The sequence below is a fragment of the Desulfosporosinus acididurans genome (genome assembly GCF_001029285.1).
Classification (GTDB): Bacteria; Bacillota; Desulfitobacteriia; order Desulfitobacteriales; family Desulfitobacteriaceae; genus Desulfosporosinus; species Desulfosporosinus acididurans.
Genome location: NZ_LDZY01000013.1, coordinates 1 through 25,851 on the forward strand (window position 1 = coordinate 1; position 25,851 = coordinate 25,851).

24 protein-coding genes, 3 tRNA genes and 1 pseudogene are annotated in these 25,851 nt (G+C 41.5%); 24 read left to right on the forward strand and 4 right to left on the reverse strand.

The genetic code is table 11. The features are described 5' to 3' along the window. The 3 genes from istB to DEAC_RS16810 all read left to right on the forward strand — a co-directional run. Positions 1-682, forward strand: a 682-nt coding sequence (istB, locus tag DEAC_RS16800) for an IS21-like element helper ATPase IstB (protein ID WP_047811244.1), incomplete at its 5' end; no start/stop codon positions are given. A gap of 129 nt (positions 683-811) precedes the next feature. Then, positions 812-1,726, forward strand: a complete 915-nt coding sequence (locus DEAC_RS16805) for a TIGR01777 family oxidoreductase (protein WP_047811353.1) — start codon at positions 812-814, stop codon at positions 1,724-1,726. A gap of 164 nt (positions 1,727-1,890) precedes the next feature. Then, positions 1,891-2,115, forward strand: coding sequence for a hypothetical protein (locus DEAC_RS16810; RefSeq protein WP_345788180.1), 225 nt, complete (start codon positions 1,891-1,893; stop codon positions 2,113-2,115). A 22-nt stretch (positions 2,116-2,137) separates the two neighbouring features. On the opposite strand, the pseudogene DEAC_RS23345 reads toward DEAC_RS16810, so the two are convergent. Beyond that, positions 2,138-2,277 (reverse strand): annotated as a pseudogene (locus DEAC_RS23345) (transposase); the annotation flags it as partial. A gap of 618 nt (positions 2,278-2,895) precedes the next feature. Between DEAC_RS23345 and DEAC_RS16825 the strand changes: the two are divergent. The 13 genes from DEAC_RS16825 to gltX all read left to right on the forward strand — a co-directional run bounded on the left by DEAC_RS16825 (position 2,896) and on the right by gltX (position 15,430). Next, a complete protein-coding gene (locus DEAC_RS16825; RefSeq protein ID WP_047811246.1) occupies positions 2,896-3,483 on the forward strand; it encodes a hypothetical protein in 588 nt (195 codons plus the stop codon). Between the two features lie 688 nt (positions 3,484-4,171). After that, positions 4,172-4,705: a hypothetical protein gene (locus DEAC_RS16835; RefSeq protein ID WP_053006479.1), complete on the forward strand. Its 534-nt coding sequence runs from the start codon at positions 4,172-4,174 to the stop codon at positions 4,703-4,705. 210 nt (positions 4,706-4,915) lie between these two features. Then, positions 4,916-5,389, forward strand: a complete 474-nt coding sequence (locus DEAC_RS16840) for a hypothetical protein (RefSeq protein WP_047811356.1) — start codon at positions 4,916-4,918, stop codon at positions 5,387-5,389. After that, entirely contained in the window at positions 5,386-5,715 is a 330-nt protein-coding gene (locus DEAC_RS16845; RefSeq protein WP_047811248.1) for a hypothetical protein, read from the forward strand. Before DEAC_RS16840 ends, DEAC_RS16845 begins: the two co-directional genes overlap by 4 nt. A gap of 199 nt (positions 5,716-5,914) precedes the next feature. Next, positions 5,915-6,733, forward strand: a complete 819-nt coding sequence (locus tag DEAC_RS16850; RefSeq protein ID WP_047811357.1) for a VanW family protein — start codon at positions 5,915-5,917, stop codon at positions 6,731-6,733. A gap of 289 nt (positions 6,734-7,022) precedes the next feature. Further along, the gene (locus tag DEAC_RS16860; RefSeq protein WP_047811358.1) at positions 7,023-7,757 is read left to right on the forward strand and encodes an ABC transporter ATP-binding protein; all 735 of its coding nucleotides are present in this window, start codon (positions 7,023-7,025) and stop codon (positions 7,755-7,757) included. Then, positions 7,750-8,601: an ABC transporter permease gene (locus tag DEAC_RS16865; protein ID WP_047811250.1), complete on the forward strand. Its 852-nt coding sequence runs from the start codon at positions 7,750-7,752 to the stop codon at positions 8,599-8,601. Before DEAC_RS16860 ends, DEAC_RS16865 begins: the two co-directional genes overlap by 8 nt. Positions 8,602-8,636: 35 nt before the next feature. Further along, positions 8,637-9,638, forward strand: a complete 1,002-nt coding sequence (locus DEAC_RS16870; protein WP_047811251.1) for an ABC transporter substrate-binding protein — start codon at positions 8,637-8,639, stop codon at positions 9,636-9,638. A gap of 420 nt (positions 9,639-10,058) precedes the next feature. Then, entirely contained in the window at positions 10,059-11,651 is a 1,593-nt protein-coding gene (locus DEAC_RS16875) for a methyl-accepting chemotaxis protein (protein WP_242847184.1), read from the forward strand. 458 nt (positions 11,652-12,109) lie between these two features. Beyond that, positions 12,110-12,694 (forward strand): helix-turn-helix domain-containing protein, encoded by a 585-nt coding sequence (locus DEAC_RS16880; RefSeq protein WP_047811253.1) that lies wholly within the window; start codon positions 12,110-12,112, stop codon positions 12,692-12,694. A 13-nt stretch (positions 12,695-12,707) separates the two neighbouring features. Continuing rightward, positions 12,708-13,379 (forward strand): flavodoxin family protein, encoded by a 672-nt coding sequence (locus DEAC_RS16885; RefSeq protein ID WP_047811254.1) that lies wholly within the window; start codon positions 12,708-12,710, stop codon positions 13,377-13,379. A 218-nt stretch (positions 13,380-13,597) separates the two neighbouring features. After that, entirely contained in the window at positions 13,598-13,891 is a 294-nt protein-coding gene (locus DEAC_RS16890; protein WP_242847185.1) for a hypothetical protein, read from the forward strand. 66 nt (positions 13,892-13,957) lie between these two features. Next, a complete protein-coding gene (gene gltX, locus DEAC_RS16895; protein WP_047811255.1) occupies positions 13,958-15,430 on the forward strand; it encodes a glutamate--tRNA ligase in 1,473 nt (490 codons plus the stop codon). Positions 15,431-15,473: 43 nt separating this feature from the next. Here gltX and DEAC_RS16900 read toward each other — a convergent pair whose 3' ends face one another. Then, on the reverse strand, positions 15,474-16,580 hold the full coding sequence (locus tag DEAC_RS16900) for an aminotransferase class V-fold PLP-dependent enzyme (protein ID WP_047811256.1): 1,107 nt from the start codon (positions 16,578-16,580) through the stop codon (positions 15,474-15,476). A 76-nt stretch (positions 16,581-16,656) separates the two neighbouring features. Here DEAC_RS16900 and selD point away from each other — a divergent pair, with 76 nt between their 5' ends. From selD to DEAC_RS16930, 6 genes are all read left to right on the forward strand, one after another. Beyond that, positions 16,657-17,679, forward strand: coding sequence for a selenide, water dikinase SelD (gene selD / locus DEAC_RS16905; RefSeq protein ID WP_047811257.1), 1,023 nt, complete (start codon positions 16,657-16,659; stop codon positions 17,677-17,679). A 12-nt stretch (positions 17,680-17,691) separates the two neighbouring features. Next, complete coding sequence (yedF, locus tag DEAC_RS16910) at positions 17,692-18,285, forward strand: sulfurtransferase-like selenium metabolism protein YedF (RefSeq protein ID WP_047811258.1); 594 nt, start codon at positions 17,692-17,694, stop codon at positions 18,283-18,285. 10 nt (positions 18,286-18,295) lie between these two features. Further along, a complete protein-coding gene (locus DEAC_RS16915) occupies positions 18,296-18,547 on the forward strand; it encodes a putative Se/S carrier protein (protein ID WP_047811259.1) in 252 nt (83 codons plus the stop codon). Between the two features lie 273 nt (positions 18,548-18,820). Continuing rightward, positions 18,821-18,894: transfer RNA gene (locus DEAC_RS16920), tRNA-Gln, on the forward strand. Positions 18,895-18,900: 6 nt separating this feature from the next. Next, positions 18,901-18,976 (forward strand) — tRNA-Glu (locus DEAC_RS16925). Between the two features lie 6 nt (positions 18,977-18,982). After that, a tRNA-Lys gene (locus DEAC_RS16930) sits at positions 18,983-19,058 on the forward strand. A gap of 234 nt (positions 19,059-19,292) precedes the next feature. Here the strand turns inward: DEAC_RS16930 and DEAC_RS16935 are convergent. After that, the gene (locus DEAC_RS16935) at positions 19,293-19,607 is read right to left on the reverse strand and encodes a putative Se/S carrier protein (RefSeq protein ID WP_345788181.1); all 315 of its coding nucleotides are present in this window, start codon (positions 19,605-19,607) and stop codon (positions 19,293-19,295) included. Positions 19,608-19,963: 356 nt separating this feature from the next. On the opposite strand from DEAC_RS16935, the gene fdhF reads away from it, so the two are divergent. Beyond that, entirely contained in the window at positions 19,964-22,645 is a 2,682-nt protein-coding gene (gene fdhF, locus DEAC_RS16940) for a formate dehydrogenase subunit alpha (RefSeq protein ID WP_047811261.1), read from the forward strand. 47 nt (positions 22,646-22,692) lie between these two features. Next, on the forward strand, positions 22,693-23,034 hold the full coding sequence (locus DEAC_RS16945; protein WP_047811262.1) for a HesB/IscA family protein: 342 nt from the start codon (positions 22,693-22,695) through the stop codon (positions 23,032-23,034). A gap of 61 nt (positions 23,035-23,095) precedes the next feature. Here the strand turns inward: DEAC_RS16945 and DEAC_RS16950 are convergent, their stop codons facing one another. Then, positions 23,096-25,465, reverse strand: a complete 2,370-nt coding sequence (locus tag DEAC_RS16950; protein WP_083996246.1) for a phospholipase C — start codon at positions 25,463-25,465, stop codon at positions 23,096-23,098. Between the last annotated feature and the right edge of the window lie 386 nt (positions 25,466-25,851).

Below are 25,851 nucleotides of genomic sequence, written 5' to 3' on the forward strand. Positions count from 1 at the left end.
TGTTGATTTAGAAAACCTTTATGCTAAAAAGAATAATCTCACACCTCTCGAAAGCGTTGAGGTTTTCCTTTCGGAGCAACAACGTCTTCGGACGGAAAAGCAAAATCTAATTCGCAGAAGAAGAGCAAATCTACCGGCCGAAAAAACCCTGGAAACCTTCGACTTCGGATTCCAACGCAGCGTATCCAAGGAACAGATGCTAAGGTTGTCCGATATGACTTGGGTTGAGCAAGCGTTTAACATTTGTTTCCTGGGACCACCTGGTATTGGGAAAACGCATCTGGCCTTGTCCTTAGCGGTACAGGCTTTAAACCTAGGTTATGCCGTAGCTTTTACGACCTTGGATGAACTCATAATTACACTAAAAACCTCGCAAATCTCGACCGCCAGTAAGAGACGAATAAAAATACTCAACTCGGCATCACTGGTTATTATTGATGAAGTTGGCTTCATGCCACTTTCTACAATAGAAGCCAATTTGTTCTTCGGTTTCGTGTCTTCAATGTCCGAGAAAACATCACTCATCATTACCTCAAACAAAGGATTCGATGAATGGGCTGACTTTTTAGGGGATGCCACCATTACAACTGCGATTTTAGACCGACTTATACACCACTGCGAGATTTTAAACATGACGGGAAACAGCTACAGACTCCAACATAGGAAGACTATTACACAGTAACAAAATGTTGTATGGTTTGTGGCGAAAAGTTGCTGGTTTTACTTGACTGCTTACATTTGTGGAGAGTTAGAGTAAAATACTATCCTTTTTATGGAAAGACCGAATAGAGGTGAGGCCGAAATGGGAAAAATGAAGGTTTTAATCTTTGGAGGAACGGGTTTTGTTGGAAGAAACCTAACTGTGGAATTACATGCGAATGGGTACCAGGTCTACGTAGTAACAAGGAATCCTTCCGAATCCACAAATACCTTAGAACATGGGGTTAAGGTCATTAAATGGGACAATCATTCCCCTCTAACTTCTATGAATCAGTTACCTGAAATTGACGTAGTAATTAACTTAGCGGGCGAGTCAATTGGCAATCGCCGATGGTCTAAGTCAATTAAGCAGGAAATACTAGAGAGTAGGATTAGAACTACTGAAGCCATTGTAACAGCCATAAATAATCGTGCCATTCAACCAAAACTTTTAATCAATGCTTCAGCCATTGGTTATTATGGAGACCGTCAGGATGAAGAGATAACTGAGTCTGAAAAAGCAGGCGAAGACTTTCTAGCTCACGTTTGCCGAGTTTGGGAAAACGAGGCCAACAAGGTTCAAAGTGATTTAACTAGAGTAGTAACTCTACGGATAGGTGTAGTCATTGGAAAAGAGGGTGCTCTTAGCAGAATGGCAATGCCTTTTAAGTTTTTCTTGGGTGGTTCGTTGGGAGAAGGAAATCAATGGATTTCTTGGATACACATTCAGGATTTAACAAGTATGATAAGGTTTATTATCGAACATCAAGAGCTAACAGGTCCTGTAAACGCAACAACGCCATACCCTATGCGAATGAAAGAGTTCTGCGAGACTTTAGGTGAGGTTTTAAAGAGACCGTCTTGGTTGCCGATGCCTGAGTTTTTATTGAGAATAGTATTAGGACAAATGGCGGATATGTTATTACACGGACAACGGGTTATTCCGAAGAAACTTCTTAACACTGGCTTTGAATTCAAGTTTCCGAAGTTAAGGTCTGCACTAGAGAATGCTATGGGGAATAAATGAACATGTCACATCATTCGTCGGGGTCATCGTGTACTGAGGATTTATCATTGGTCAGGCCATAAGAGTTCAAGCTTGAAGAACCTTTAACCTATATCTGAGCATTTTTGCGAAGGTAATACAGGGTTTTAAGTTTATCGCTGTAATTTCGGATGGAGGGAGTGTCAATGATGGGTGGGAATCCAATAACATTTGATTATACTCTCGTTTTGCATTTGCTTTTGAGTCTTGGGTTATTTGCATTCGTTGTTGCGTTTGTTGTTTATTTTATGGTTAGTACTTTGCGGTTTTTCAAACGTAAAACCCAAAATGATAAAGAACTGCTAGTTAAGCTGGACGAACTAATCAAGTTGCAAACGCATCAATCTGAAAAACCTTCTGCTAAGTTGTAAGGGGTGTGATAGGTGGACTGACTTGCTTGACCCACTTGTCAAAGGCAGAGGCGCCTAAATCATATTCCCGGATTATTTCTGCCCCGGGTTTACCATTAAGATAAGCTGAACCCTTTGATTTTTAAATTCGTCAGTAAATACTCTGCGTTCTCGCTTGGTCATAGCAATCTCCTCAACTTTCATTAGTGTTTTAAAGTGCTCATCTATGGACGGGGTGAACAATGGCAATCGACAGGCTTACTGGTTTCGGAGCCTTTGGATTTATTAAATTCTATTTTAAATCCAGACTTTTCCGACGCACATGTAATTGGAAAGGGATACTCCATATGAATCTTGGCCTATTGGGTTTATTTTGAACAGGAGATTGAAGTGTGGAAAGAATACCCAGAGGACTGATTGTAGACCATGTTGAACTTGTCGCGGGCAACCCAGAATAGTTTGAGTAGCGAAGTTCTTATACGAAGGAGGGGGCATTTTGATAAAATCAATAATCATTGGTCTAGGGATATTTATATTGGGCTTCCCCATAGTGAGTCTTAGTTCAAGCCTATTTAATAGTGGCAATGCGGAATACTCATATTTTTATGCAATGATTTTTTCAATACTGTATCTTTCTTCAATTGTAGGGTTTTCCACATCGGTGATACTTAGTGAGTTAAGAGCCCTAAAACCTTTCGATAAATATTAGGCTGGTTTCCCTAATTTCGGTTATTCTTTTACCCACAAATACAAATGTCCTCCCTCTTATTTTGCAAATATTTGACCATTTGGGGGTTCAATATGGGTGCGATGACTTCTTTTGTTAAAGATAAAAGCTGGATTATAAGAATAATCGTCACATGCCTCATTTTATTTATTAGTTGGTTTGGCCAATGGGGATTTACAAGCATCAAAGCGGCTGATGCTATTGAAATTCAAAAACTAATTTTAGATTCCGTCAAAATGGGGCAAACAGCAATTATCCTTCCAGAACCTTACCGTTTAAATCCTAAAATCCGTATTCCAGACGAAGTTATTAGAAAAACGAACGAGGATATTGAAGGAAAGCTTTCTAGGTTCTACATCCCCAATTCGCAAATATTAAAGAAAATGGTTGGCCAATCAGAATCTTTATTAGATGCTCAGGAAACAGGTAACTATAGATTTTTAGACGGCGGGATTTCTAAATATAGAAATATCAAGATAAGTGGACATGGCAACATTGCTACTGTCAGTGCTGATATTTGGGTTTGGGACAAAGTATTAATTAACAACGTCATTGCCCACCCCGAAATTGGATTGCATTATCAGTTTTCTGTGGTTCGAATAGGGGAAACGTGGGCAATTAGTGACGATAGCTCAGATGTCATACCTGGCGAAGGGGCATAGATTCATTTACCGAATTGAATTTGATGGAAAATAGAATTGCTGAAGTGTAGGTAGGGGAGGTTCATCCAAGAACTATCATACTTGAGCAAACATGTCACATCATTCTTATGTTGCGACGAATTCGTAGGATATTGTGTATTAAGAGGAAGGGAATCTATGAAGAAACTAATGGTTGTCATTGCTATAATTGTCCTGGCCCTAGCTGTTGTTCTTCTTCGTGGTATTGGAACTTATCCAAAAGAAGCGAAAGCCCCTTAGTCCAACATCGTGTTGATTGTCAAGGGAACGCTTCGCCGAGCGGGAGACGCTCTCCCTTGACAATCAAGCCTCGATTGACTGCGTTAACATTCATCGCGGTCATCGGAAGCATCACGCGAAAGTTCTTATCCGTTTCCATACTCTCAACGTTAAATTTTACTGTTGGGCTAGCATTAATATATTTTGCTTTTAGGATGTTTTTCAAGAAGACATGATAAGATTTTACTTCTAAAGGAGTGGGGAGAAATTGGTTCCATTACCTCTGATGGTCTTCATCTCAGTCTTGCAGGATGGTCAGTTAGTCTCATAGTAATGGTTATATTGTCGTAGATATATTCGCAATTCTTGCTTATACTCAGACGAATTAGGTTGAAAAAAATAGAAGTACTCCCCAGTGTTTGCTTATCGATTTTTATTGGGGGAATTGAAGTTGAAAAAAATATATATTTTTTTCATGTGTATAATGTTATTATCAATTACTGGTTGCTCATATAAAAAAGAAATAGTTAATCTGAATTATACTTTTAAAGGAGAAAATGAATTTTGGTCTGCTGAATTTCAAGTAAAAGGGACAGGAATATCTAGACAAAATTTATTTGGTCAAATTAATTTTGATAGTAATTTGACCAAAACATTAATAGTAACTTATAAAAAAGATATATCTCAATTATCTTCAGTTAAATATCTTGAAATATCATATTATGAAGAAGATAATCCTCTATTGAAAGGTAAAATGCTCGTAGAAGATTATAATAATGGTTCTCATGCACGGAAAACATATACTTTAAGCTCACATACTACAGGCTCGGCAGTTGAGACCGGAAATTCTATGATAATAGTAACAATAAATATTGATAACAAAATACAAACGTTTAAATTGAAAAATGAACAATATGGTAAGGGAAATAGTGTTAAGGCCGACAGAATAGTAGACCCATCCATTGCAGTACTACTCAGTAGTTAAATTCGTCCGCTCTAATCAGTGTTGGACGGACACTTATAGAACCAGGCGGAATTGTCGCTCACTAGATAAATTTCAACCTGTTTAGGAGGCTTTTTCAATTTTAACAATAGTATGTTATTTCGCCATGATTCGCAGTTAATATGGGATATAGTTGTTATGTCTAAAGTTGCTCTCGACAAAGATCTCTTGCTCCTGAAGGAGATGCTGCTAATGAAAGAGGATTCCATGGTGAATACAAGGCATCTAAGAAGATTAAGATTTATTGAAGCCGTTATATTAAATATTCCCTTTATCTTAGTGTTGTTTCTTTATTGTGTAATGCCAATCAATTTGGGGTTTTCGCAACGAATCACTACTAGTTTGGTTCTGGCTTTGGTTTTGTGGTCCATTAAATTTGGCAAATCGTTAAATAATCTTTACTATTGCAGCATATTGCCATTTATGAAACCTCTATGGGAATACGAACAACAGAAATTGATTTCTGACAAAGGGATTAAACGAAGAAGGAAACAAAAATACGGTAATGCTTTAATAATTATTGGATTGATAATTATAATAATTTTCCCACTTCCAATGCCCCGACAGTTCAATTGGTACTCATTCAGTGGTAGCTTAATTGGTTATAATATCGGAATGATGTTGAGAGTATTTACAGAAGAGTTTGATACTGTGAGCATGCCTTGAAAAAGAAGCTCATTGTTGTGGTCACTACCATGATTGCTGGCTGCAGTATTTTCATAGGGTATGTTATATCCCACGCTCATACCACACCACAGATGGCAATTAGAACATATTTGTTTCTGTCAGAACACCCAATTAGTGCCTTGACCACAGGAATTGTTGAGAATCGGTTTCAGACTGAATTAGATAGAAATAGTCTGGAACTGCAAAACGCGAAAATTTATTCGTTGACGAGACCGCCTCTCGATGTATCAGGAAACCATTTAATTAACGTTAAAGTAATCAAAAAAGGTGCGAGTTATTATGCACAATCTTACGGCGAAGCCTAATTTCCTTTTACTTGAGTGACAGTTTATCAGCAGAGATGATTCATATTGCGAGAAATTAACTGAATATTAACACATATAAGTAAGCTATTATCCTGCTTTCTGCTTTGTAGAACAAAATTTCAGTTATTCAAAAATATGAGCCATAATTTGGATAAGACTTGAAATCAAATAGAATAGTTTTGGAGTGTTTATTGTGAGCATTAATTACAAACGGATAGAACGTCCTCGTCAGCGTTCAAGTATTCGGCTGTTTTGGGGCAAGTTGGTTTTTACCTTTCGACGTTATGTACATTGGTATTTGAGCAGAACCACTAAATTTGCGTATAAATGCTCACCCTCCCCGCTTCAATACATTATTGCAAAACATCAAACGCCCCTTTATCGTCAGCTTCGGGATGTAGACATGTGGCTACAGGAGAATAAAGTTGTCAATCTTAAATTGGCAACCACCAAACTACACGGTTTAATTCTTAAGCCTGGCGAGACTTTTTCGTTGTGGCGACTTGTGGGTAAACCAACCAAGCGAAAAGGTTATAAAGAAGGAATGGTACTTTCGAACGGTACATTTCAAGCTGGGATCGGAGGAGGACTTTGCCAGTTATCTAACCTAATATATTGGATGACTTTGCATACTTCGCTAACAGTGACAGAGCGATGGCGACACACACACGATGTATTTCCCGATGTCAACCGTACCCAGCCTTTTGCAAGCGGTGCAACCATTGTTTACAATTATGTTGACTTGCAGGTCAGAAACAATACTTTAGATGATTACCAATTGCTTGTGTGGCTGGATAAGACACATTTGCATGGAGAATGGCGTAGTAAGCGAACTTGTGAGAAAAGGTACGAAGTTTATGAAAGCCACCACCAAATTAATCAAGAGTGGTGGGGAGGGTATACCAGGAATAATATAATACGCCGTAAGGTTTATGACGGTAAAGAGAACCTAATAAACGATGAGTTTATAACAGAGAACCGTGCCATCATGATGTATGAGCCGATGCTCCAAGAATGAATGATACCGTCTTCCGGTATGCTGCTGATTATAATTGTTTGTTAATGTCCTTATGGCTAATGGATATACTTATAGAGGAACTAAATCTAATTAAGAAAGCTCTCATTCTTTATCTTTATATTATTTATCGATGCAATGATGCCTTCATTCTGTTATTTATTCAAAAACAGGTGAAGGCTTATCTTTATTTTGGAATCACTCACAGCTTTCTATCTTTCCCAATACACTATTAAAGAATCTAAGATTGGGGGGAGTGACATTGAATGCCGTTGAGGTACATAACATCAGTATGAAATATCAATCCCTGAACGGGGAAATTGCGGCTCTTACAAACATCGGATTTTCTGTTCAGGATGGGGAATTTGTGAGCATTGTCGGCCCCAGCGGGTGTGGAAAATCAACACTCTTATCGATTATATCCGGCTTGCTCTCTCCGAGCTCAGGGACAGTGTGGCTGAGTGGAGAAAAGGTCACGGGGACCTCAAAAAAAATCGGTTATATGCTGCAAAAGGATCATCTTTTCAATTGGCGAACCATATGGCAAAATGTCATGCTTGGCTTGGAAATTCGCAAGGCTGTGACCCAGGAGGCCAAAGAGCGAGCTCGGATTCTTCTTAAAACCTACGGGCTCTATGAATTTAAAAATAGATACCCCGATCAGCTTTCCGGCGGGATGAGACAGCGGGCGGCGCTGATCAGAACTCTCGTAACAGATCCGCAGATTCTGCTATTAGATGAAGCTTTTTCAGCCCTAGATTACCAAACTCGTCTTGCCGTCAATGATGATATCTATTCTATTATCAAAAAGGAAAATAGAACCGCTATTCTGGTTACCCATGATATTTCGGAAAGTATCAGCATGGCCGATCGGATTATAGTTCTCTCAAAAAGACCTGGAATGGTTAAGAACATCCATGAGATTAAGTTAAGCTGCAGTAACCGAACTCCATTAACTTGCCGGGAAGCCCCTGAATTTCGGCATTATTTTCAGGAGATATGGAAGGAGCTGGATGTTCATGTTTGAAGATGAAGAGGAAAACATACCTGCCATTTCCCAAGCCCTGAACATTTCTTTGGAACGTCAGGAATACTTACGTAAGGAGAGGTTAGGTAAAATCTCTGTTCGCATGACTCAGATTCTCCTTCTAGTTTTAGGTCTTGTCCTGTGGGAAATCATGGCGGATGCTAAAATTATTGATCCTTTTATCACTAGCCAACCTTCAAGGATTGTAAAAACAATTGTCCAGTTATATAAGGAGGGGGTGCTTTTTTATCATATCGGAATTACCTGTCTGGAAACTATAGTTGGTTTTACTTTAGGCACACTCCTGGGAACATTTCTAGCTGTTATTCTATGGTGGTCAAAATTCATATCCAAAGTAGCTGAACCGTATCTGGTTATCCTCAACAGTTTACCTAAGATTGCTCTTGGTCCGGTGTTCCTCGTCTGGATTGGAGCGGGCCCGGCATCCATTATTGTCATGACTCTGGCGATTTCCCTTATTGTTACAATTTTAGAGGTTCTAAACGGTTTTTGGGGGATTGATCAGGAAAAGATCAAACTGGTTCAAACCTTTGGCGGGAACAAATTTCAAGTTCTGACAAAAGTAGTGCTCCCCGCTTCCTTCCCCACCATAATTAATGCTTTAAAGATTAATGTCGGGTTGTCATGGGTCGGGGTGATAGTGGGAGAGTTCCTGGTTTCCAAAGCTGGATTAGGTTACCTTATCATTTACGGCGGACAGGTTTTTAAGTTAGACCTGGTAATGACCAGTGTAATAATTCTGGGAGTAGCTGCAGCTATCATGTATCAGGGGGTGGTTTATCTTGAAAGACTGCTTGTAAAAAATAATGATCTCAACTATTAGTACATAAGTTTCTTTATAAAAAGGGAGGAGCCAATATGAAACGATTAATTATAGTTTTTAGTGTATTGCTTTTAGGACTTTCTACTGTGATCTCCGGCTGTGGCACTCAAACCGGGCTTACAAAGGTCAAACTGTCTGAGGTGACTCATTCTGTTTTCTATGCTCCCCAATATGTTGCTATAACTCAGGGCTTTTTTAAGGAAGAAGGGTTGGATGTCGAACTGTCAAACGGTCAGGGAGCGGATAAGGTTATGACAGGGGTTCTATCTGGGGAAGAGGACATCGGTTTTGCCGGACCTGAGGCCAGCGTGTATGTCTATAACGAAGGCAAAGAAGATAATAGTATTGTATTTGCTCAACTTACCAATGGAGATGGGACGTTCCTGATGGGCAGACAGCCCGATCCCGGTTTCAAATGGAGTGATCTGAAAGGGAAAACCATTATCGGCGGACGCAAGGGCGGAATGCCGGCCATTGTTCTTCAGTACGTTTTGGGTAAAACCGGTCTTACCCCGGGTCAAAATGTTACAATTGATACAACGATACAATTTGCGGCAACGGCTGGGGCCTTTCTGGGAGGCAAAGGAGATTATGTAATTATTTTCGAGCCCACAGCATCTGCAATGGAGAAAGAAGGCAAAGCCTATATTGTAGCTTCTTTAGGTAAGGAGAGCGGCGAAGTTCCGTATACAGCCTATTTTTCCAGGAAGAGTTATATTGAGAAAAACCCGAATACTATCCAAAAATTCACAAACGCCATTTATAAGGGGCAAGTCTGGGTTGAAAAACATTCTCCTGAAGAGATCGCCAAGGCTATCAAGCCCCAATTCCCGGATGAGAATGAGGAGATTTTGACCAGTTCTATTAAACGATATAAAGAACAGAACACGTATAAGACAAATCCTGTTCTTCAGGAAAAGGATTTTTACCTCCTTCAGCAGATCATCAAGGATGCGGGAGAGCTTAAGCAGATTGCTCCTTATGAAAAAGTGGTCAATACAAAATTTGCCGAGACAGCAATCAAGAATATCAAATGAGTTCTTTCCAGCAGGTATAAATTAATTTCTTGAAACTATAATTATCATTATGATTCGGATTTATTTCAGAACGAATATTTGAATATAAATGGTTCAGCCTTAATTGGCTGAGCCATTTATAAGATATCTGTTATTTTCGAGAGGTTGATACGCTTTTCCTTGTCACCCTGCAACATACGCATAGCTAAGATTAAGCAGAAACAACCGTTATAATTGATCGTTATCTGAATTAGTGATAGGGGCTAGCTATTAAATCCCTGCTTCATATTGAAATAAATGCAAGTTCGTGTTAGACTGATAACATAATTAGTAATATTTTGTCGATTTACTAATATTTTCTGGTTTGTGAATTATTTAATTAATTCCGATTCTACAAAAAGGTGGTAGATGAATATAGCTAGAGACGTAAAAGTTAGTCTAATGCAAAAAAAACAAGGCTTAGCGACTATTGAACACATTGCTAAGGAAATTGAAGGTATTTTAAACCAATATGACGATTGGAAAAGTGCTGTCAAGCCGCTAAGAGAAGCGATCGATCGAAACCTTGGCGACAACGAATTTCTTAGTCTATTTGATTTAGATGGATTGGCTCTGGTTCACTCAAATCGTTTGAGAGAGGGTATTTACTTTAACAACGAGACGGAACTTCGGGGAGCGCGATGTACAGAACCGATTACTCAGATTTATCATCGCAACACTGGCGAAGTCCTGTTTGAAGTTGCCAGTCCAATCTTTGTTAAAGGCAAACATGCCTATGCTGTTCGCTTGGACATGCCTCTCAATAAGGGGCAACTCACGAAACAAGTGTATAGCGGCATGATTCCCACACTTTTTCTTGCAATTGCCTGGATAATTTACAGCTCCTTTTCACCAGCAGCCATTATTTCTTCTCTAATTGCTTTAGGGATTCACGCTTTTTACAGCTTTTGGTTTAAAAACAAACTGGCAACTGCTCTTCAAGAAACATTCAAGGTAACAAAATCCATTGCCAAAGGAAATTTGAAATCCAGAGCTGAAGCTCATTCGGATGATGAATTAGGAAACTTATCATACGAGGTAAACAAAGTTTCCATCGGAATGACATCTATAATTACAGATCTCGCTTCTATTACCGAGAAAGCTCAGGCAATGAGTCACACTCAAGCAACTCACGTTAACGCGTTAGTTGAAAATCAAGAAACGTTTGCTGCCACATTAGAAGAGTTTAGCGCAGGAGCTGCTGAACAAATTCAGAGTATAAAGAAGTCTCAAGATGAAGTCGATGAAATTGAAGCTGCCGCCCAAAGTATCTTGGAAAGCACTCAGAAGGTTCTATCTCTAACGACGTCTGCCAAAGCTACAAGCCAACAAGGAACCTTAGCTGTTAAAGAAGCTGTTCAGGAGATGGAAGCCATTTATCAAGTCACTGAGCAAGCTAATGAATCGATCTTGAGTTTAGCGGATCAGGCGCAAAAGATTGGGGATATTATCTCAGTAATTAATGGGATCACGGATCAGACAAATCTATTAGCTCTTAATGCTGCCATCGAAGCAGCCAGAGCTGGGGAACATGGTCGAGGTTTTGCCGTTGTCGCTGAGGAAGTCAGAAAACTCGCGGATAGTTCGGCACAGTCTTCGCAACAGATCATGCAGCTTATTTCCAATGTTCAGAAAATGGTCAACACAACGGTGACGAATATTAATCAAGGAATGGAGGTCGTGAATCACGGCAAAACTGTGATTGAACAAGCAGGAGATGCGATCAACTCACTTGATGAAGTGATTAACTCCACCTCTATAAAGGTGGAAGAAAATCTTTCAAATGCCGATCATTTATTAAATCGAAGTCAACTGTTAGCAGAAGCCCAGAGATTAGCTACTTCAATCGCCTCTCAATTTGCTGAGGGAGCAACTCAATCAGCGACTTCAGCTGAGCAGCAGATGATTTCAACGCAAGAACTAGTTGCAATTGCTGCAGAATTGGCCAAAACCTCTGAACATTTATATCAAGTAATTCAAAGGTTTGAAATTTAAAGTCTAGTAGACGCTTCCTTCATATTATAAATTTACCGTTTAGGTTTCGAAATGTCCACCCTAACAAGACGATGCTATTGCCATCAAGGATGCAGAGAGAGAAGACAGACATCAAATTTGTAATTCCTCTCCCTATATGATCGAGTTTAAAGATTATGGACTCTCGTTTTATTCACTAGTTGGGCAAAATGAACTGTAGACAAATGGCCCATTAGCATTATATGGATACAATACAGTTGATTCTATACATTTAAGTTCAAACTAACGTAAAGAGACGACGGCTGACCATTATCCTTAAAGATAAGTTGGTTAGACCGTCTTTTTTGTTACAGGATTGCAATTAATGGTATGTGTCCTTTAATTTTTAAAGATAAATTATGATTTGTACCGAACTCTACGGAGCGTTGATTTAAAAAATCATAGTTATTGATTACAATTGATACATGGAGGTAGTCGTTATGCAAAACGTTAAGGTCGGCAGCATCATTCGAACACTGCGAATAGAAAAAGGAATGAGCCAAAAGCAGCTCGCAGACAAAATGAATATCAGTGACAAAACAATTTCTAAATGGGAACGCGGCCTTGGTTGCCCGGATATTTCACTGCTTGCAGAGCTGTCCGACCTGCTTGAGGTTGACATTGGAACGTTATTAAGTGGTGATTTGGTTGCGAATAATTTCGTTGGAGGCAATATGAAAAAATCAAAGTATTATATCTGCACTGTGTGTAACAATATTTCGCTCTGTACAGGTAATGCTGAGATATCTTGCTGTGGCAGGAAATTGGAAGAACAAATCATGCAAAAGGCTGATGAAAGTAACAAGCTTTCTATCGAGGTAATTGAAGATAACTGGTTTATTACAAGTAATCACCCAATGAAAAAAGAGCATTACATTTCGTTTGTTGCCTTTGCAACAGGTGACCGTGTGCAAATTATCAAACAATATCCTGAATGGGATATGCAGCTGCGAGTTCCCAAACAGGAGCACGGAATGCTTATTTGGTATTGTATACAGCATGGATTATTTTATCAGTTGGTCTAAAGGAGATTTGAGCATGAAAGTAATTGTTTTTAACGGCAGCCCTGCAGCGGCAGGAAGTAATACAAATGTAATTGCCGAAGCTTTTTTAAACGGCGCAAGACGGGCAGGTGCTGAAACCGAAACTATATTTTTGATAAAGAAAAATATAGGGCATTGCCAAGGTTGTTTTTCGTGCTGGTTTAAAACTCCAGGAAAATGTGTTTTGCAAGATGATATGCAGGGACTGCTTGACTTATATAACTCTGCCGATCTTGTATGCTTTGCTACACCTATCTACACATGGAATATGACAGCTGCCCTTAAGAATTTTGTTGACCGCTTAGCGCCTTTAAAATGCCCTGTAATTGTAAGTAACCATGATAATTTTGATTTAGCTGACTCTGTCGCTAAAAATCAGCGGTTTATGGTCATCTCAAACTGCGGTTTTCCGGGCAACAATAATTTTGAAACAATGAAGGTTGTATTTGCATCTTGTAATCCTGTTTTAGAGATTTATAGAAACTGCGGCAAGCTGCTGAAAAGTAAGGATGAGAAAATTAGAAGTGTTGTAGACGATTATTTGAATTATGTCGAACAAGCAGGCTATGAAATGGTGAAGTACAATAACGTCACGTCAGATACAAAAGCAGGACTTCAAAAAGAGCTGATGTCTATACCGGAATATGTGAAATATCTTGGAATGTAATATTGAATATTGAGTTAACAAAAAACGCCAGATTATGATCATCTGGCGTTTTTTGTTTTTTTGAATAGGTGTATTTTTTCTAATAGTTGTAGGTGCCCTTGAAAATTAGATTTGGAATTATATAATTAAATCATAATGCGGTAATATAATTCTTAAATTATATATAAGTTATATTTGTCGCTTCAAACTTTAACTAAACCTTCAGGGGGGGAGCCAAATTGAATTACCAATTGTTAAAGAGTGCTGCCCAAGAGGTTAGAGATGAGTATCTGAGAGGAGAACTAGGAGAAGAAAAATGTGAGATATTAGACAAATATCAATTGAAAAGCAACGCTAACCTTTACTGGGAACGGCGTCATGAGCACCATCCTGTTCAACAATATTTCAGTCATAAGTTTGCCAAAAAAGCCTCTCCATTGGGAATGATCTTTCACATTTATAAGCTTTGCTATGCTAAAGTAAAGTATTTTGACAAAAACTGGAATGAGTTTGCTCCATGTAGTGTGATGTAATTAGACATTACATTTTGCAATACCAATGGCTTTTTTTGAGCTAAATAATGCTTAGGAGAGTAGTATATGGAAAAGATCAGAGTCAGATTTGCTCCGAGCCCTACAGGTTATTTGCACATCGGGGGAGCAAGAACAGCATTATTCAACTGGTTGTTTGCTAAAAAGCATAACGGTCAATTGATACTTCGTATTGAGGACACAGACACAGAACGACTCAAGGAAGACTCTGTAAGTCAAATTTTAAGTAGTCTCAGATGGTTAGGGATTGACTGGGATGAGGGGCCAGAAAAGGGTGGCGATTTTGGCCCTTACTTTCAATCCCAACGGCAAGAGTATTACACTAAAGCAGCCCAAAGGTTAATCCAAGAAAATAAAGCCTACCATTGTTTTTGCAGCGCAGAAGAATTAGAAGAAGAACGACAAAAGCAACGAAAAGAGGGGATGCCTTTTCGTTATCAGGGAAAGTGTCGAAACTTATCCCCTGAAGAAGTTCAAGATAGATTGAAGCAGGGGATTCCTTCTGTAATAAGGATGAAAGTTCCGAACTCAGGTCAAGTTGTTGTTGAAGATCTTATTAGAGGAACTGTAAGTTTCAATGCTAAACAATTCGATGACTTTATTATTGCTAAGTCGGATGGAACACCTGCCTATAATTTTGCCTGTGTTGTTGATGATCATGCCATGCAAATTAGCCATGTGATCCGAGCGGAGGAACATTTATCCAACACCCCAAAGCAGTGTTTAATCTATCAGGCATTAGGTTACGAGATACCATTATTCGCTCACCTATCGATGATTTTAGCTCCTGACCGCAGCAAATTGAGCAAAAGACATGGTGCAACCGCTGTTGGTGAATTTCAAGAAATGGGTTGTTTACCGGAAGCTTTAGTCAATTATCTGACACTGCTTGGATGGTCTCCGGTAGAGCTGGAAAGTGAACTAATTTCTCCTGCTCAAACTATTTCTGCTTTTTCTCTAGAAAAGGTTTCTAAAAACGCTGCCGTATATGACGTTCAGAAACTAATTTGGCTTAATGGGCAATATATGACCACCTGTGATTTGGATAGGCTAACTCTACAAGCCATACCATTTTTTATTCGGGCTGGTCTAATCAATAACATAGATGCTGAAGATAATCGAGACTATATTCGTGACGTTGTCAACACGGTTAGAGAAAGAGTAAGGACTATAGGAGAATTGACCGAAGGAAGTCGTTACTATTTTCAAGACGTTGTTTCCTATGATGAGAAAGGCCGCGAAAAGTATTTTGTAAAACAAGAAGGCGTTGCGGCTTTGCTCACTAAGGGCAGAAATTGTTTGAATACCGTAGAACAATTTGATGTAGAAAACGTTGAAAGTGCTTATCGGCAATTAATGAGCGAACTTGAGATTAAAGGTGGTATTATTATTCATCCCACTAGATTAGCATTAACGGGGCAAACCGTCAGCCCAGGCATATTTGATGTTATGGCTTTATTGGGGAAAAAGAAATGCTTAGAACGTTTAGATAAGGCTATTGAATATATTCGCAAAATCTAGATATGCGCATTTGCCCGTGAAAATACAATATATATTTATTTCATTATCGACTAGCTATGGTGCGAACGGCATCGATAGCGGACTCTGTCTCTTCTTGCGTGTTGAAATGCGAGAAAGAAAACCGAACGGAGCCGGGTAGTTTAAGTCCATCATGCATCAATGGCGCACAATGTGCCCCCGCTCGCACTGCAATGCCGTATTTCTCAAAAAGCAGACCGGCGACTTGAGCGGCATCATACCCTTCGATATTGAGAGAGACTATGGGTGTGCGGAGAGGCGCAGCCAAATCGCCGTAGAGTGTAACGCCTGGAGTATCTGCCAGTGAATGAGCAAAGAGGCGGGCCAGCCGATCCGCCTGGCTATGTATTGTGGATAGCCCGGTGGCCTGTATATATTGAACGCCAGCCAATAGTCCTGCGATCCCATGTGCATTTTGCGTACCAGCTTCCAGCGCATCGGGCAATTCCCGAGGATGTTTGAAGTCGAAAGAATGATGGCCGCTTCCTCCAACATACAGAGATTCGGGCATGTAATTGGGTCCTAAGCAAAGCCCGCCGGTACCTTGCGGTCCGAAGAGGGATTTATGACCTGTAAAGCAAAGCGCTGATATGTTTTTCATATCAATAGGCAAAAGTCCAGCGCTTTGTGAAGCGTCTACAATAAAGTGCACGCCTCGTGCTGCACATAATTCCCCAACAGACTGTATATCGAATACGTTGCCTGTGACATTGGAAGCATGTGTAAGTACTACGGCTTCGGTGTCTGGCCGGATGGCAGAGGAAATAGCTTCCGTCGAAATGCATCCTAGGTTGTCACAAGGAACAATGGTATAATTGTCCTGCCTGTATATGGGCCGCAGTACTGAATTGTGCTCTGCAGCGGTTGTAACGATATGTCCCTTGATGCCGGAAATGGCGATGTTTAAGGCGACAGTGGCATTGGGGGTGAATACAACGCGCATTGGATCGTCAGGAAGCCCAAAGAGTGAAGCCAAGGCTATCCGTGCTTCCATCAACATACGCAGGGCGTCAAGCGCTGGCCTATGTGCCCCGCGTGAAGCGTTGCCAAACGTATCCATGGCATGCAAAACGGCCTCCTTGACGCAATCAGGTTTTTTTAGAGTTGTAGCAGCGTTGTCCAGATAAATCATTTTTTTCTCCAATCTGTAAGCAGTGATTATTTTATCTTAGTATAATGCAAATACCTATGATAAGGAAGGGATTTCCATGATGAGTTTATTGTCAAACTGTACGTCCGGCGGCTGCGGTGCCAAGATTGGCCCGGGCGAATTATCCAAGGTCTTGTCCGGTATGCCTGTATTTGGCGATCCTAGGCTCTTGGTCGGTTTTGATGCCTCAGATGATGCCGCTGTTTATCAAATTGATCAAGACACTGCTATTGTTTCTACTGTGGATTTTTTCTCGCCGATGGTTGATGATGCCCGCTCGTTTGGCCGAATCGCAGCTGCTAATGCTTTAAGTGACGTATATTCCATGGGGGGTACACCACTTTTCGCCCTGAATCTCGTTTGTTATCCTGAGAGAATGGAATTAGACGCTTTGGGTGAAATATTATTAGGCGGCGCGGAAAAGATCCAAGAGGCGGGAGCAGTACTTTGCGGAGGTCATTCTATCTATGATAAAGAGCCGAAATATGGATTGGCGGTCACTGGACGTCTCGATCCGCAACGAATCTGGCGTAATAATACACCAGCTCCGGGGGATCAGTTGATCCTTACAAAACCACTCGGTATTGGTATCGTCATGGCTGCGCTGCGTGGAGAAATGGCAGATGAACAAGCTGTTCAGGCAGCGATTTCTTCCATGCAGCGGCTCAACAAATATGCTGCGGAGAAAATGCACAGTTTTCCGATCAGTGCCTGCACTGATATCACTGGTTTCGGACTGTTAGCCCATGCAAGAGAAATGGCGGGGGAAGGTACATCGCTGGTATTATATAGTTCGGAGCTGCCGTATATCCCTCAAGCTTATAAGTATGCCGGAGATTATCTGATAACTGCGGCTGCACAGCGCAATCGGAATCACATGCAGGGTTTTGTAGATCTTGGCGATACACCCTTTGCCTTGCAGGAATTGATGTTTGATCCGCAAACCTCTGGAGGACTGTTTCTCAGTGCCCCGAAATCCTGTGCCCAAGAGTTGTTAAGTGCCATTCAGGAAGTGGAACCACTGGCTAGAATCGTAGGAGAAGTGCTCCTGCCGCAAAATTCACCGATTTTAGTACGTTAAGGAGGAATAGTCATGAATAACATTGATTGCATTGGACAGGTCTGCCCTATCCCGGTCATTCGGGCCAAAAAAGCGCTGGAGGGCTTGGGGGAAGCCGGCGGCGTAGTAGCCGTTTTAGTAGATAACGACATTGCCCGTCAAAATCTTCAAAAGATGGCAACGGGTTTGGGTTATCAAAGCGAGTATGAGCAGAAAGAAGACGGTAATATCGAAGTTACTATCGTTGCAGGAGAAGGCTGCACTGTGGAAAGCTGCGCGACAGACGGAGATTCAGGGCTCGTCGTTGCCATTGGCAGGAATACCATGGGGGAAGGCAGCCAGGAGCTGGGCCAAATACTGATCAAAGGTTTTATCTTTGCTCTCAGGGAGCTTGTGCCGCCGCCCACACATGTTCTGTTTTTCAATTCGGGGTCATACCTTACCAGCAGTGATTCAAACTGCTTAGAGGACTTGCGCGCTCTGGAAGCAGCGGGAACGGTTATCCTGACCTGCGGAACTTGCACTAATTATTTCGAGATCACGGAGAAGTTAGGGGTCGGCGAGATCACCAACATGTACGGCATCGTCACAGCTATGGCTGGGGCGAAGCGGCTTATTAATCTTTAGGAGGGTATCTGTGTCTTATATTCTAACGTTTGCCAACACACATGCGGCTATTTTTGCTGAAAAGGCGTTTTTACAGGCTGGGTACTCGGTAGGGGTAATGCCATTGCCATCCGGCATCAAAGCTGGATGCGGCATTGCGCTTCGGGTAGATGATTATATTGCGTCAAGCGAATTTTTGAAAAAGAATAACATAATTGTAGCAGCTGTCTATCAAACATCGGCAAATGCACATGAGACTGTGTACAGCGAGGTAGTGCTGTAGATATGTTTTAGGCGAGACAAGTGAACTCGTTCAACTAAAGCCGAACAACGGGGCTTCGGTGACGAAAGTGTTCTGTGGACAGTTTCGCCGAAAGCGCTTAGCCAATAACAAATGCTATCGGGCTGAAGAATGGGCCCGGACATTAAAAAATTTCAAAAAGGACTAGACATATTAGTTGTAAATGGATTATAATAAAGTCCGTGACATAATCCAATTCAAATGATTATGCATAACGTAATGATGATGTCTGTTGGATTTAAAGGCATCTAGTATTCCGGGATTGTGTAGTGGTAGCACGTGTGACTCTGAATCACATAGCCTAGGTTCGAATCCTAGTCCCGGAGCCAAATTACGGCCCCATAGTCAAGAGGCCTAAGACGCTGCCCTCTCAAGGCGGAAACACGGGTTCGAATCCCGTTGGGGCTACCAATTTACGCGCCACTAGCTCAGCTGGTAGAGCATCCGACTCTTAATCGGCAGGTCCGCGGTTCGATCCCGCGGTGGCGCACCAGAGGAATGTATTATCCCGCAAGTAATTGCGGGATTTTTTGCGTCACAAATATTACAAAGTATTTAAACTTCGCCGGATACAATCGATGACTTTGAAAACTTCCTTTTCTATGTCGAAATGGCTAAAGCCGAAACGTACGGTTCCGTGTGGAAAAGTATCCAAAACCCTATGTGTTTTCCCTTCAAATACTTTATTGACGTCAGAGCAGCAGATACTTCGCGATCAGACCAGCTGTTAGTGACTTTTGGCGTACTTTAAAATATACTGATTGCTTTTAATATTGTATAGTTGTTTAATATCCTGGATTAACAACATACTCAAATCTCCTTTATAGTAAAACTCCACTCCTACTGCGCAACTTGTGCTAATATTTCTGGGTACTGGCTTAACTTCTGCCACTATGTTATTGTTACGCAAAAACCTATTAAATCTTATTGCCCCAGAAGTGGTGAAAAATATTGCAAAATATAGTTCGCTTGATTCCATTTTGAGAAGTCTCCTTCTAGCAAAGTCTTTAAGTGCGTTATAAATATTGAAACGTGAACTCATTAGGAAATGATTATTACACTATATAAATATGTAGATCTTTTCGGACTGGAACCATATTAAAAATAATATTACTGTTCTAATTTCAAAAATGATAAACAACAAACTGAATTATACAGGCAGAAACTATTGGACAGAGTAAGAGGTATGGAAATGGAAAATAAAAAAACAACAACAGGAAGAATTATTATAGCAGTTGGGAAAAACTCTGATTAGCGTTGTTGGAATTTTCATAATAAATATTCGAGAAAGACTAGCTTATAAAGTTTTGAAAGGCTATAATAAGTTCTATAAGTTAAATCAAATGACAATACATAATGATTATGTTATGATTGATTATGAATGAGGAGTGAGACATTTTGGAGTGGTTTACTTTAACCATTGATGGACGAGAAGTCAGTGTCCCAAAAGGAACGACTGTGCTTGAAGCCTGTCGGATGCATGATATCTCAATTCCGACCTTGTGTCATGACCCGGAACTCACCTCTGCTGGTGCTTGTCGTTTGTGTATCGTCCAAATTGAAGGGATGCGTAATCTTCCCCCATCTTGTGTGACTCAGGTTGCCCAAGGCATGGCCGTTCAAACTCAAAATTCCAAAGTTCGGGCAGCCCGCAAAACAATTCTGGAACTGTTAGTAGCGAATCATCCGTTAGATTGTATGACATGCCAGAGGATGGGAAACTGCTCCTTAGCCCAATATGCTTATGAATATGGTGTCACCGGAACGCTTTATCAAGGCGAGCGTCGTAATCTTTCTGTGGACGAAGGGAATCCCTTCATTTTAAGAGACCCCAATAAATGCATCTTGTGCGGTAAATGCATTCGGGCGTGTGATGAGATCCAAGGACGGAGCGTTTTGGATTTCTCTTTCCGTGGTTTTGATACCCAAGTTGGTCCGGCGTTTAATCTTCCCTATCACGAATCCGATTGCGTCTTCTGTGGTTCCTGCGTCTCTGTCTGTCCGGTCGGAGCGTTAACCGAAAAGAAGATGGCCGGCAAGGGGCGTCCCTGGGATGTTACGAAAGTTCAAACCACTTGCCCATTTTGTGGGACAGGCTGCAACTTCGATCTTAATGTGAAAGACGGTAAAGTCATTGGTGTAACCTCAAACCCCAATGCCCCGGTTAATGGTAAAGCCTTATGTGTCAAAGGGCGGTTCGGGATGGATATGATTTACAGCCAAAACCGTTTAACAACACCTTTAATACGAAAAGAGGGGGTATTAGTTCCTGCAGAATGGGATGAGGCCTTAGATTTAGTAGCGAAAAAGTTTCGGGAAATTAAAGACAATTATGGAGCGAACGCCCTTGCTGCTTTAAGTTCAGCTCATTGCACGAACGAAGAAAATTACCTCATGCAAAAGTTCATGCGTGCGGTTATCGGGACTAACAATATCGATCACTGCGCCAGAGTCTGTCACGCCCCTACCGTAGCTGGTCTGGCGGTTTCGTTTGGTTCAGGAGCCTCAACGAATTCCTTTAACGAAATTCCGGATGCCAAAGTCATGTTTGTTATTGGGGCAAACCCTACAGAAGCTCATCCTGTCGTTGGAACAAAGATGAAACAAGCCTTAGCTAAAGGGGCAAAGCTTATTGTCGCCGATCCTCGTAAAATAGAACTGGCAGAGGGTTCGGATCTATGGCTTAGACTTCGCCCTGGGACGGATGTTGCTCTCATTAATGGTATCATGAACATTATTCTAGCTAATGGTTGGGAAGATCGTTCGTTCATTGAAAAACGTACGGAGGGGTTTGAAAAATTCCGCGAGAACCTTGAAAATTACCCGCCGGAAATAGTGAGTCAGCTCACTGGAGTTCCCGTGGAACAGCTTATAGAGGCTGCCAGAATCTATGCGACTGCTGAACGGGCCATGATTTTCTACACTTTAGGGATTACCGAACACACAACGGGCACGGATAACGTGATGAGTTTGGCAAACCTTGCTATGCTAACGGGCAATGTGGGGAAGACGTATTCTGGCGTTAATCCCTTGCGCGGGCAAAATAATGTTCAAGGTTCTTGCGACATGGGTGCATTGCCTGGCGACTATCCAGGGTACCAGAAGGTTGTGAATCCAGAGGTGCAAAAGAAATTTGAAGAAGCATGGGGCGTAGCGCTAAGCCCAAATGTTGGACTCATGCTTCCTGATATGTTTCCGGCAGCCATTAACAAGGATTTACATGCTATGTATATTATGGGCGAAGATCCGGTGGTTACCGATGCCGATGCCAATCATGTACGCAGGGGACTAGAATCCCTCGATTTCCTCGTAGTACAAGACATCTTTATGTCGGAGACCGCTAAAATGGCGGATGTTGTTCTGCCAGGAGCTAGTTTTGCAGAAAAGACCGGAACATTTACTAATGCCGAACGACGAATTCAAATGGTTAATCAAGCTATTCAGCCTATTAGTAATGCTAAAACTGATGGAGAAATCCTTTGTGAACTCGCCAACCGCATGGGATATCCGTTTTCCTATAATTCTTCAGCAGAAATTATGCGGGAAGTGGCAAGGCTTACGCCTTTGTATGGAGGGGTTACACATGAGCGTCTTGGGACGCAAGGCCTGCAGTGGCCGGTACCAACCCTTGAACATCCCGGGAGCAAGGTCTTACACCAAGAAACATTCTCGCGCGGTAAAGGAATCTTTATGGCAATTTCCTATCAGGAGGCTAACGAATTGCCTGATGAACAGTACCCGTTCCTACTCAGCACAGGCCGTAAACTTTCTCATTATAATGTTTTCACACAGAACTCAGAAGCACTCGACAGCTATTCTCCGGAAGAATTAGCAGAGATTAATCCGTTGGATGCTGAAAGGCTGGGTGTTGAAGATGGGGAACGAGTAAAAGTGACTTCCCGACGAGGGGAACTAGAAACAAAGATTCAAATAACGGATCGTGTTCCATCTGGTATAGTCTTTATGACGTTTCATTATATGGAGACGCCTACTAATGTCTTAACCAATGGAGCTTCTGATAAAGTTTCCAAAACCTACGAATATAAGACCTGTGGCGTAAATCTTACAAAGATTGGTTAAATCAAAAGTGTAAAATTTGAATATAGTTTAAAAAGGAGTGACGCTAGATGGTTAAAATAACTGAACTTGCGGCCCAAAAAGTTAAAGAAATTCTAAAAGCTCAAAACCAAGAAAATTCATCTCTCCGTCTTTATCTTGCGGGGATGGGTTGCAGCGGTCCTAATTTCGGCATGGCTCTGGATGATTCGAAAACAGATGAGGATATTCTGGACGAAGAATACGGTGTTTCAATACTCATAGAGAAGAAACTCTCTAATTATCTAGAAGGAGCCGTCATAGACTATATGGAGACGGAAACCGGCGGAGGCTTTGAAATACGTCCGGCAAAACCTTTTAATGGCGGAGGATGTGACAGCGGTTGCTGCGGAGGATGCGGCGGCAGTTGTTAATACTGAAATTGCGCTACCAGCTCAGCTGGTAGCGCAATGTTTTTTAGATGAGGAAAGATAATTAGCTCAATATGTTAATTTCGTTCATGTACGATGCTGCAGATGTTTGGGCCGAATTGGATATTGTGATTACATCATAGTCGTAAGCATCCCAATCTGTTGGAGCAGTGCCAACGGTGTAGGTAAGAACCGCTTTGCCGCTGGAGTCGAGGGTTACAGCAACAGGCGTAGTGCTGATATTCTTTCCACTCGCAGCAAGCGTTCCTTTTTTATCAATAACACCAGGTGCAAATGTTACATAAGCTGTGCCGCTGGCTTTGACAGGGTTGCCTGAAGCATCAGTAGCTGTGATAATCAGGTTGTAAGTTTTTCCAGACTGAGCGTTCTTAATGGTCTGATTAACAAGTGTTTTGAATTCTGGAGAAGTAATTGTTTCAGGTGTGCTAATTGACAAGGAGTTAGTTCCAGCGTTATCGTCACTTTTAATCGTAATATTCATTGCCGCGGGGCTGCTTTTAACTTTACCAGCGGTTGTGGCGGTGTTGGAATTGGTATTCAAACCACCAAGTTGGTCTGGTGCCTCGCTTGATTGGAACAAGATTTGGTCTGATTTATACTGGACAATCTTCGCATTAAGAGCTTTTGCCAAGTTATCAATTGGCAGATAAATGAAGCCAGTCCCATTTACGATTGGGGAGCCTAATTTCACAGGCTTTGTGTCAACCGTTACAGTGTCTCCATTGGACGGGATATTGACCAGATGGTTTCCATACATGAACCATACATTATTGCCACTTTGGTGCGGCTGAACATCCAGGCTCTGTTCAAGATCCCCAAGAGTCATGTAGAGCAGTCCGTTTTGTTTAAATGGTGCAATTTGTGCTGCCGGCTCGCCCGAATTTGGATTAAGGAACACAGGGGGGTTAGAATAGCCTTGGCTAAAGTCAAACATATCATTTAGAGAACCTGCTTCAGCATCAAATGACCCGCCGCCAATGCGCCCGAGGTTCCAGTTATCCTCAACGAAACGGAGCACAGAGGATTGGTCGACAGTTGTATTAATGACGGCGTTGTGCTTAGCATAGGGTGAAATTACAACCATCGGAAATCTTGGCCCATATCCTAAACGATCTTTTTCGCCATTTAAGGGAGCTTTAGTCCCTGCGTTATTTCCTTCTAACGCATCTACAGCCGGATCGTTCGATTGATTCACAATGGGAGGCATAACGTGATCATACCAGCCATCGGAGTCATCATAGCAGACAAAAATGGCGGTACTTTTCCAGCTTGGTAAAGATTCTAATTTATTGACGGTCTGAACAAGGAAGGTTTGTTCGTCAAGGGGATCCGAGTATTCGGGGTGTCCGTCTTGATAAGCAGGCGCCTTCAGGAAAGAGTAGTTTGGCAGGTTTCCGGCATCTGCTGCTGCCCAGAAATCAGTCATATCATATTGATGATTGGCCTGATCATCTTGACCGATCGTGGTCGCAAAGGATGGCTTCTGGTGTTTGGTATTCGAAGTTGCTCCATAATATTGAAATGGTTCGTGGTGGGGGATATAGTCCGTCACTTCGTCTCCGTGAATGTTCTTATGCTGGGCTGCGGGGTTGTCGTATCCGCCAAAGAAACATCCCCAGGTGAGCCCTTTGGCATTCAATAAATCACCGACGTTTTTACCAGCCATGGAAATGGTTTTACCCTTGGAAGCATAATCGTAATACGGGTCTGAATCACCAATAACTGTGCCATTGCTGGTAACTGACTTCGGATAGTCTTTGGGTTGCAATTCCTTTCCGCCATTTGCCTGGTTGTTGCTATACACCGTGGCTCCCCCCGTCTCACCCGAAACAACATTGAGAGCTCCCGGGGTGGAAGGACCTAAGTCTGAGCCAAAGTAGCTGTCGTTCAAGGCAAAGTGCTGGGCATAATTCCAAAATGCGGTTACAGTATTTCCGCCAAAATAATCCATAACCGTTGGATCACCGTGCCCGTCATTTTCCACAAACTTGTCCATTAATCCGCCGTCAAATGACTTTTGTTCCGAAGTATAACCGTGATCCATATCTTTGGTCCAGGCCTGAGATCGGTCTAAACGTTGAGGATTCGCGCTGTTGGGGTTATTGGTCAATAAAGCAGCAGTCAGTCCATTAACAGTGGGAGTGCCTGGTGTTGCATAGAATGGAGGCTCGCCGTTTGGATTTTGTGCAACTGGGTATGTACCGAAATAATGGTCAAAGGACTCATTTTCATTGAAAATAACGACGACGTGTTGGATCGGAGTATTTGCTTTTGCACCACTGATTACTTGTGTATTGTTCGGTGTCGAGGTTACATCTGCTAGTGCGGGCGGCACAGTGCCTGCTGTTACTAGTGTGCCGATTAGGGCGGTACTTGCGAGAACAGTAAAGGCTCTTTTAATTATAACTTTCATTAAATTGCGATCCCTCCTAAAATTAATGGTATTTTTTAATCAAAATATATCCTACTACATATTTGTAAAGGGACTCGGAAAATAATGTTAAAATTCATTAACACAATGTAATAAATTTGTAAAATACTCATTACAGATATTCAAGCTAGGCTGCTTTAATTTCCTAGACGATTGGGGAAGAGTGTCGCGTTATTAACAAAATCAAAGAGAGGAAAACCATTAAGTTGGTTTTCCTCTCTTTGATTTTTGAGGTTCTTATATTTATCATATGATTGGAAATAATCGAAACTTTAACGGTACCGAGTTTATCCAGTTTTTAAGACCCTCACTTCATGTGAGTGGGGGTGGGGCCTTCGTAAACTTCAGGTGGGGTAGAGCCCTCCTTC

Bases quoted from the DNA above. Each gene is read 5' to 3' on its own strand.
- DEAC_RS16840 (WP_047811356.1), top strand. From the start codon at position 4,916: ATGAAAGAGGATTCCATGGTGAATACAAGGCATCTAAGAAGATTAAGA.
- DEAC_RS16805 (WP_047811353.1), top strand. From the start codon at position 812: ATGAAGGTTTTAATCTTTGGAGGAACGGGTTTTGTTGGAAGAAACCTA.
- DEAC_RS16935 (WP_345788181.1), bottom strand. From the start codon at position 19,607: ATGAGTTCACGTTTCAATATTTATAACGCACTTAAAGACTTTGCTAGA.
- DEAC_RS16900 (WP_047811256.1), bottom strand. From the start codon at position 16,580: ATGATTTATCTGGACAACGCTGCTACAACTCTAAAAAAACCTGATTGC.
- DEAC_RS16865 (WP_047811250.1), top strand. From the start codon at position 7,750: ATGTTTGAAGATGAAGAGGAAAACATACCTGCCATTTCCCAAGCCCTG.
- selD (WP_047811257.1), top strand. From the start codon at position 16,657: ATGATGAGTTTATTGTCAAACTGTACGTCCGGCGGCTGCGGTGCCAAG.
- DEAC_RS16875 (WP_242847184.1), top strand. From the start codon at position 10,059: ATGCAAAAAAAACAAGGCTTAGCGACTATTGAACACATTGCTAAGGAA.
- DEAC_RS16880 (WP_047811253.1), top strand. From the start codon at position 12,110: ATGCAAAACGTTAAGGTCGGCAGCATCATTCGAACACTGCGAATAGAA.
- gltX (WP_047811255.1), top strand. From the start codon at position 13,958: ATGGAAAAGATCAGAGTCAGATTTGCTCCGAGCCCTACAGGTTATTTG.
- yedF (WP_047811258.1), top strand. From the start codon at position 17,692: ATGAATAACATTGATTGCATTGGACAGGTCTGCCCTATCCCGGTCATT.
- DEAC_RS16860 (WP_047811358.1), top strand. From the start codon at position 7,023: ATGAAATATCAATCCCTGAACGGGGAAATTGCGGCTCTTACAAACATC.
- DEAC_RS16950 (WP_083996246.1), bottom strand. From the start codon at position 25,465: ATGAAAGTTATAATTAAAAGAGCCTTTACTGTTCTCGCAAGTACCGCC.
- DEAC_RS16870 (WP_047811251.1), top strand. From the start codon at position 8,637: ATGAAACGATTAATTATAGTTTTTAGTGTATTGCTTTTAGGACTTTCT.
- DEAC_RS16945 (WP_047811262.1), top strand. From the start codon at position 22,693: ATGGTTAAAATAACTGAACTTGCGGCCCAAAAAGTTAAAGAAATTCTA.
- DEAC_RS16885 (WP_047811254.1), top strand. From the start codon at position 12,708: ATGAAAGTAATTGTTTTTAACGGCAGCCCTGCAGCGGCAGGAAGTAAT.
- DEAC_RS16810 (WP_345788180.1), top strand. From the start codon at position 1,891: ATGATGGGTGGGAATCCAATAACATTTGATTATACTCTCGTTTTGCAT.
- DEAC_RS16825 (WP_047811246.1), top strand. From the start codon at position 2,896: ATGGGTGCGATGACTTCTTTTGTTAAAGATAAAAGCTGGATTATAAGA.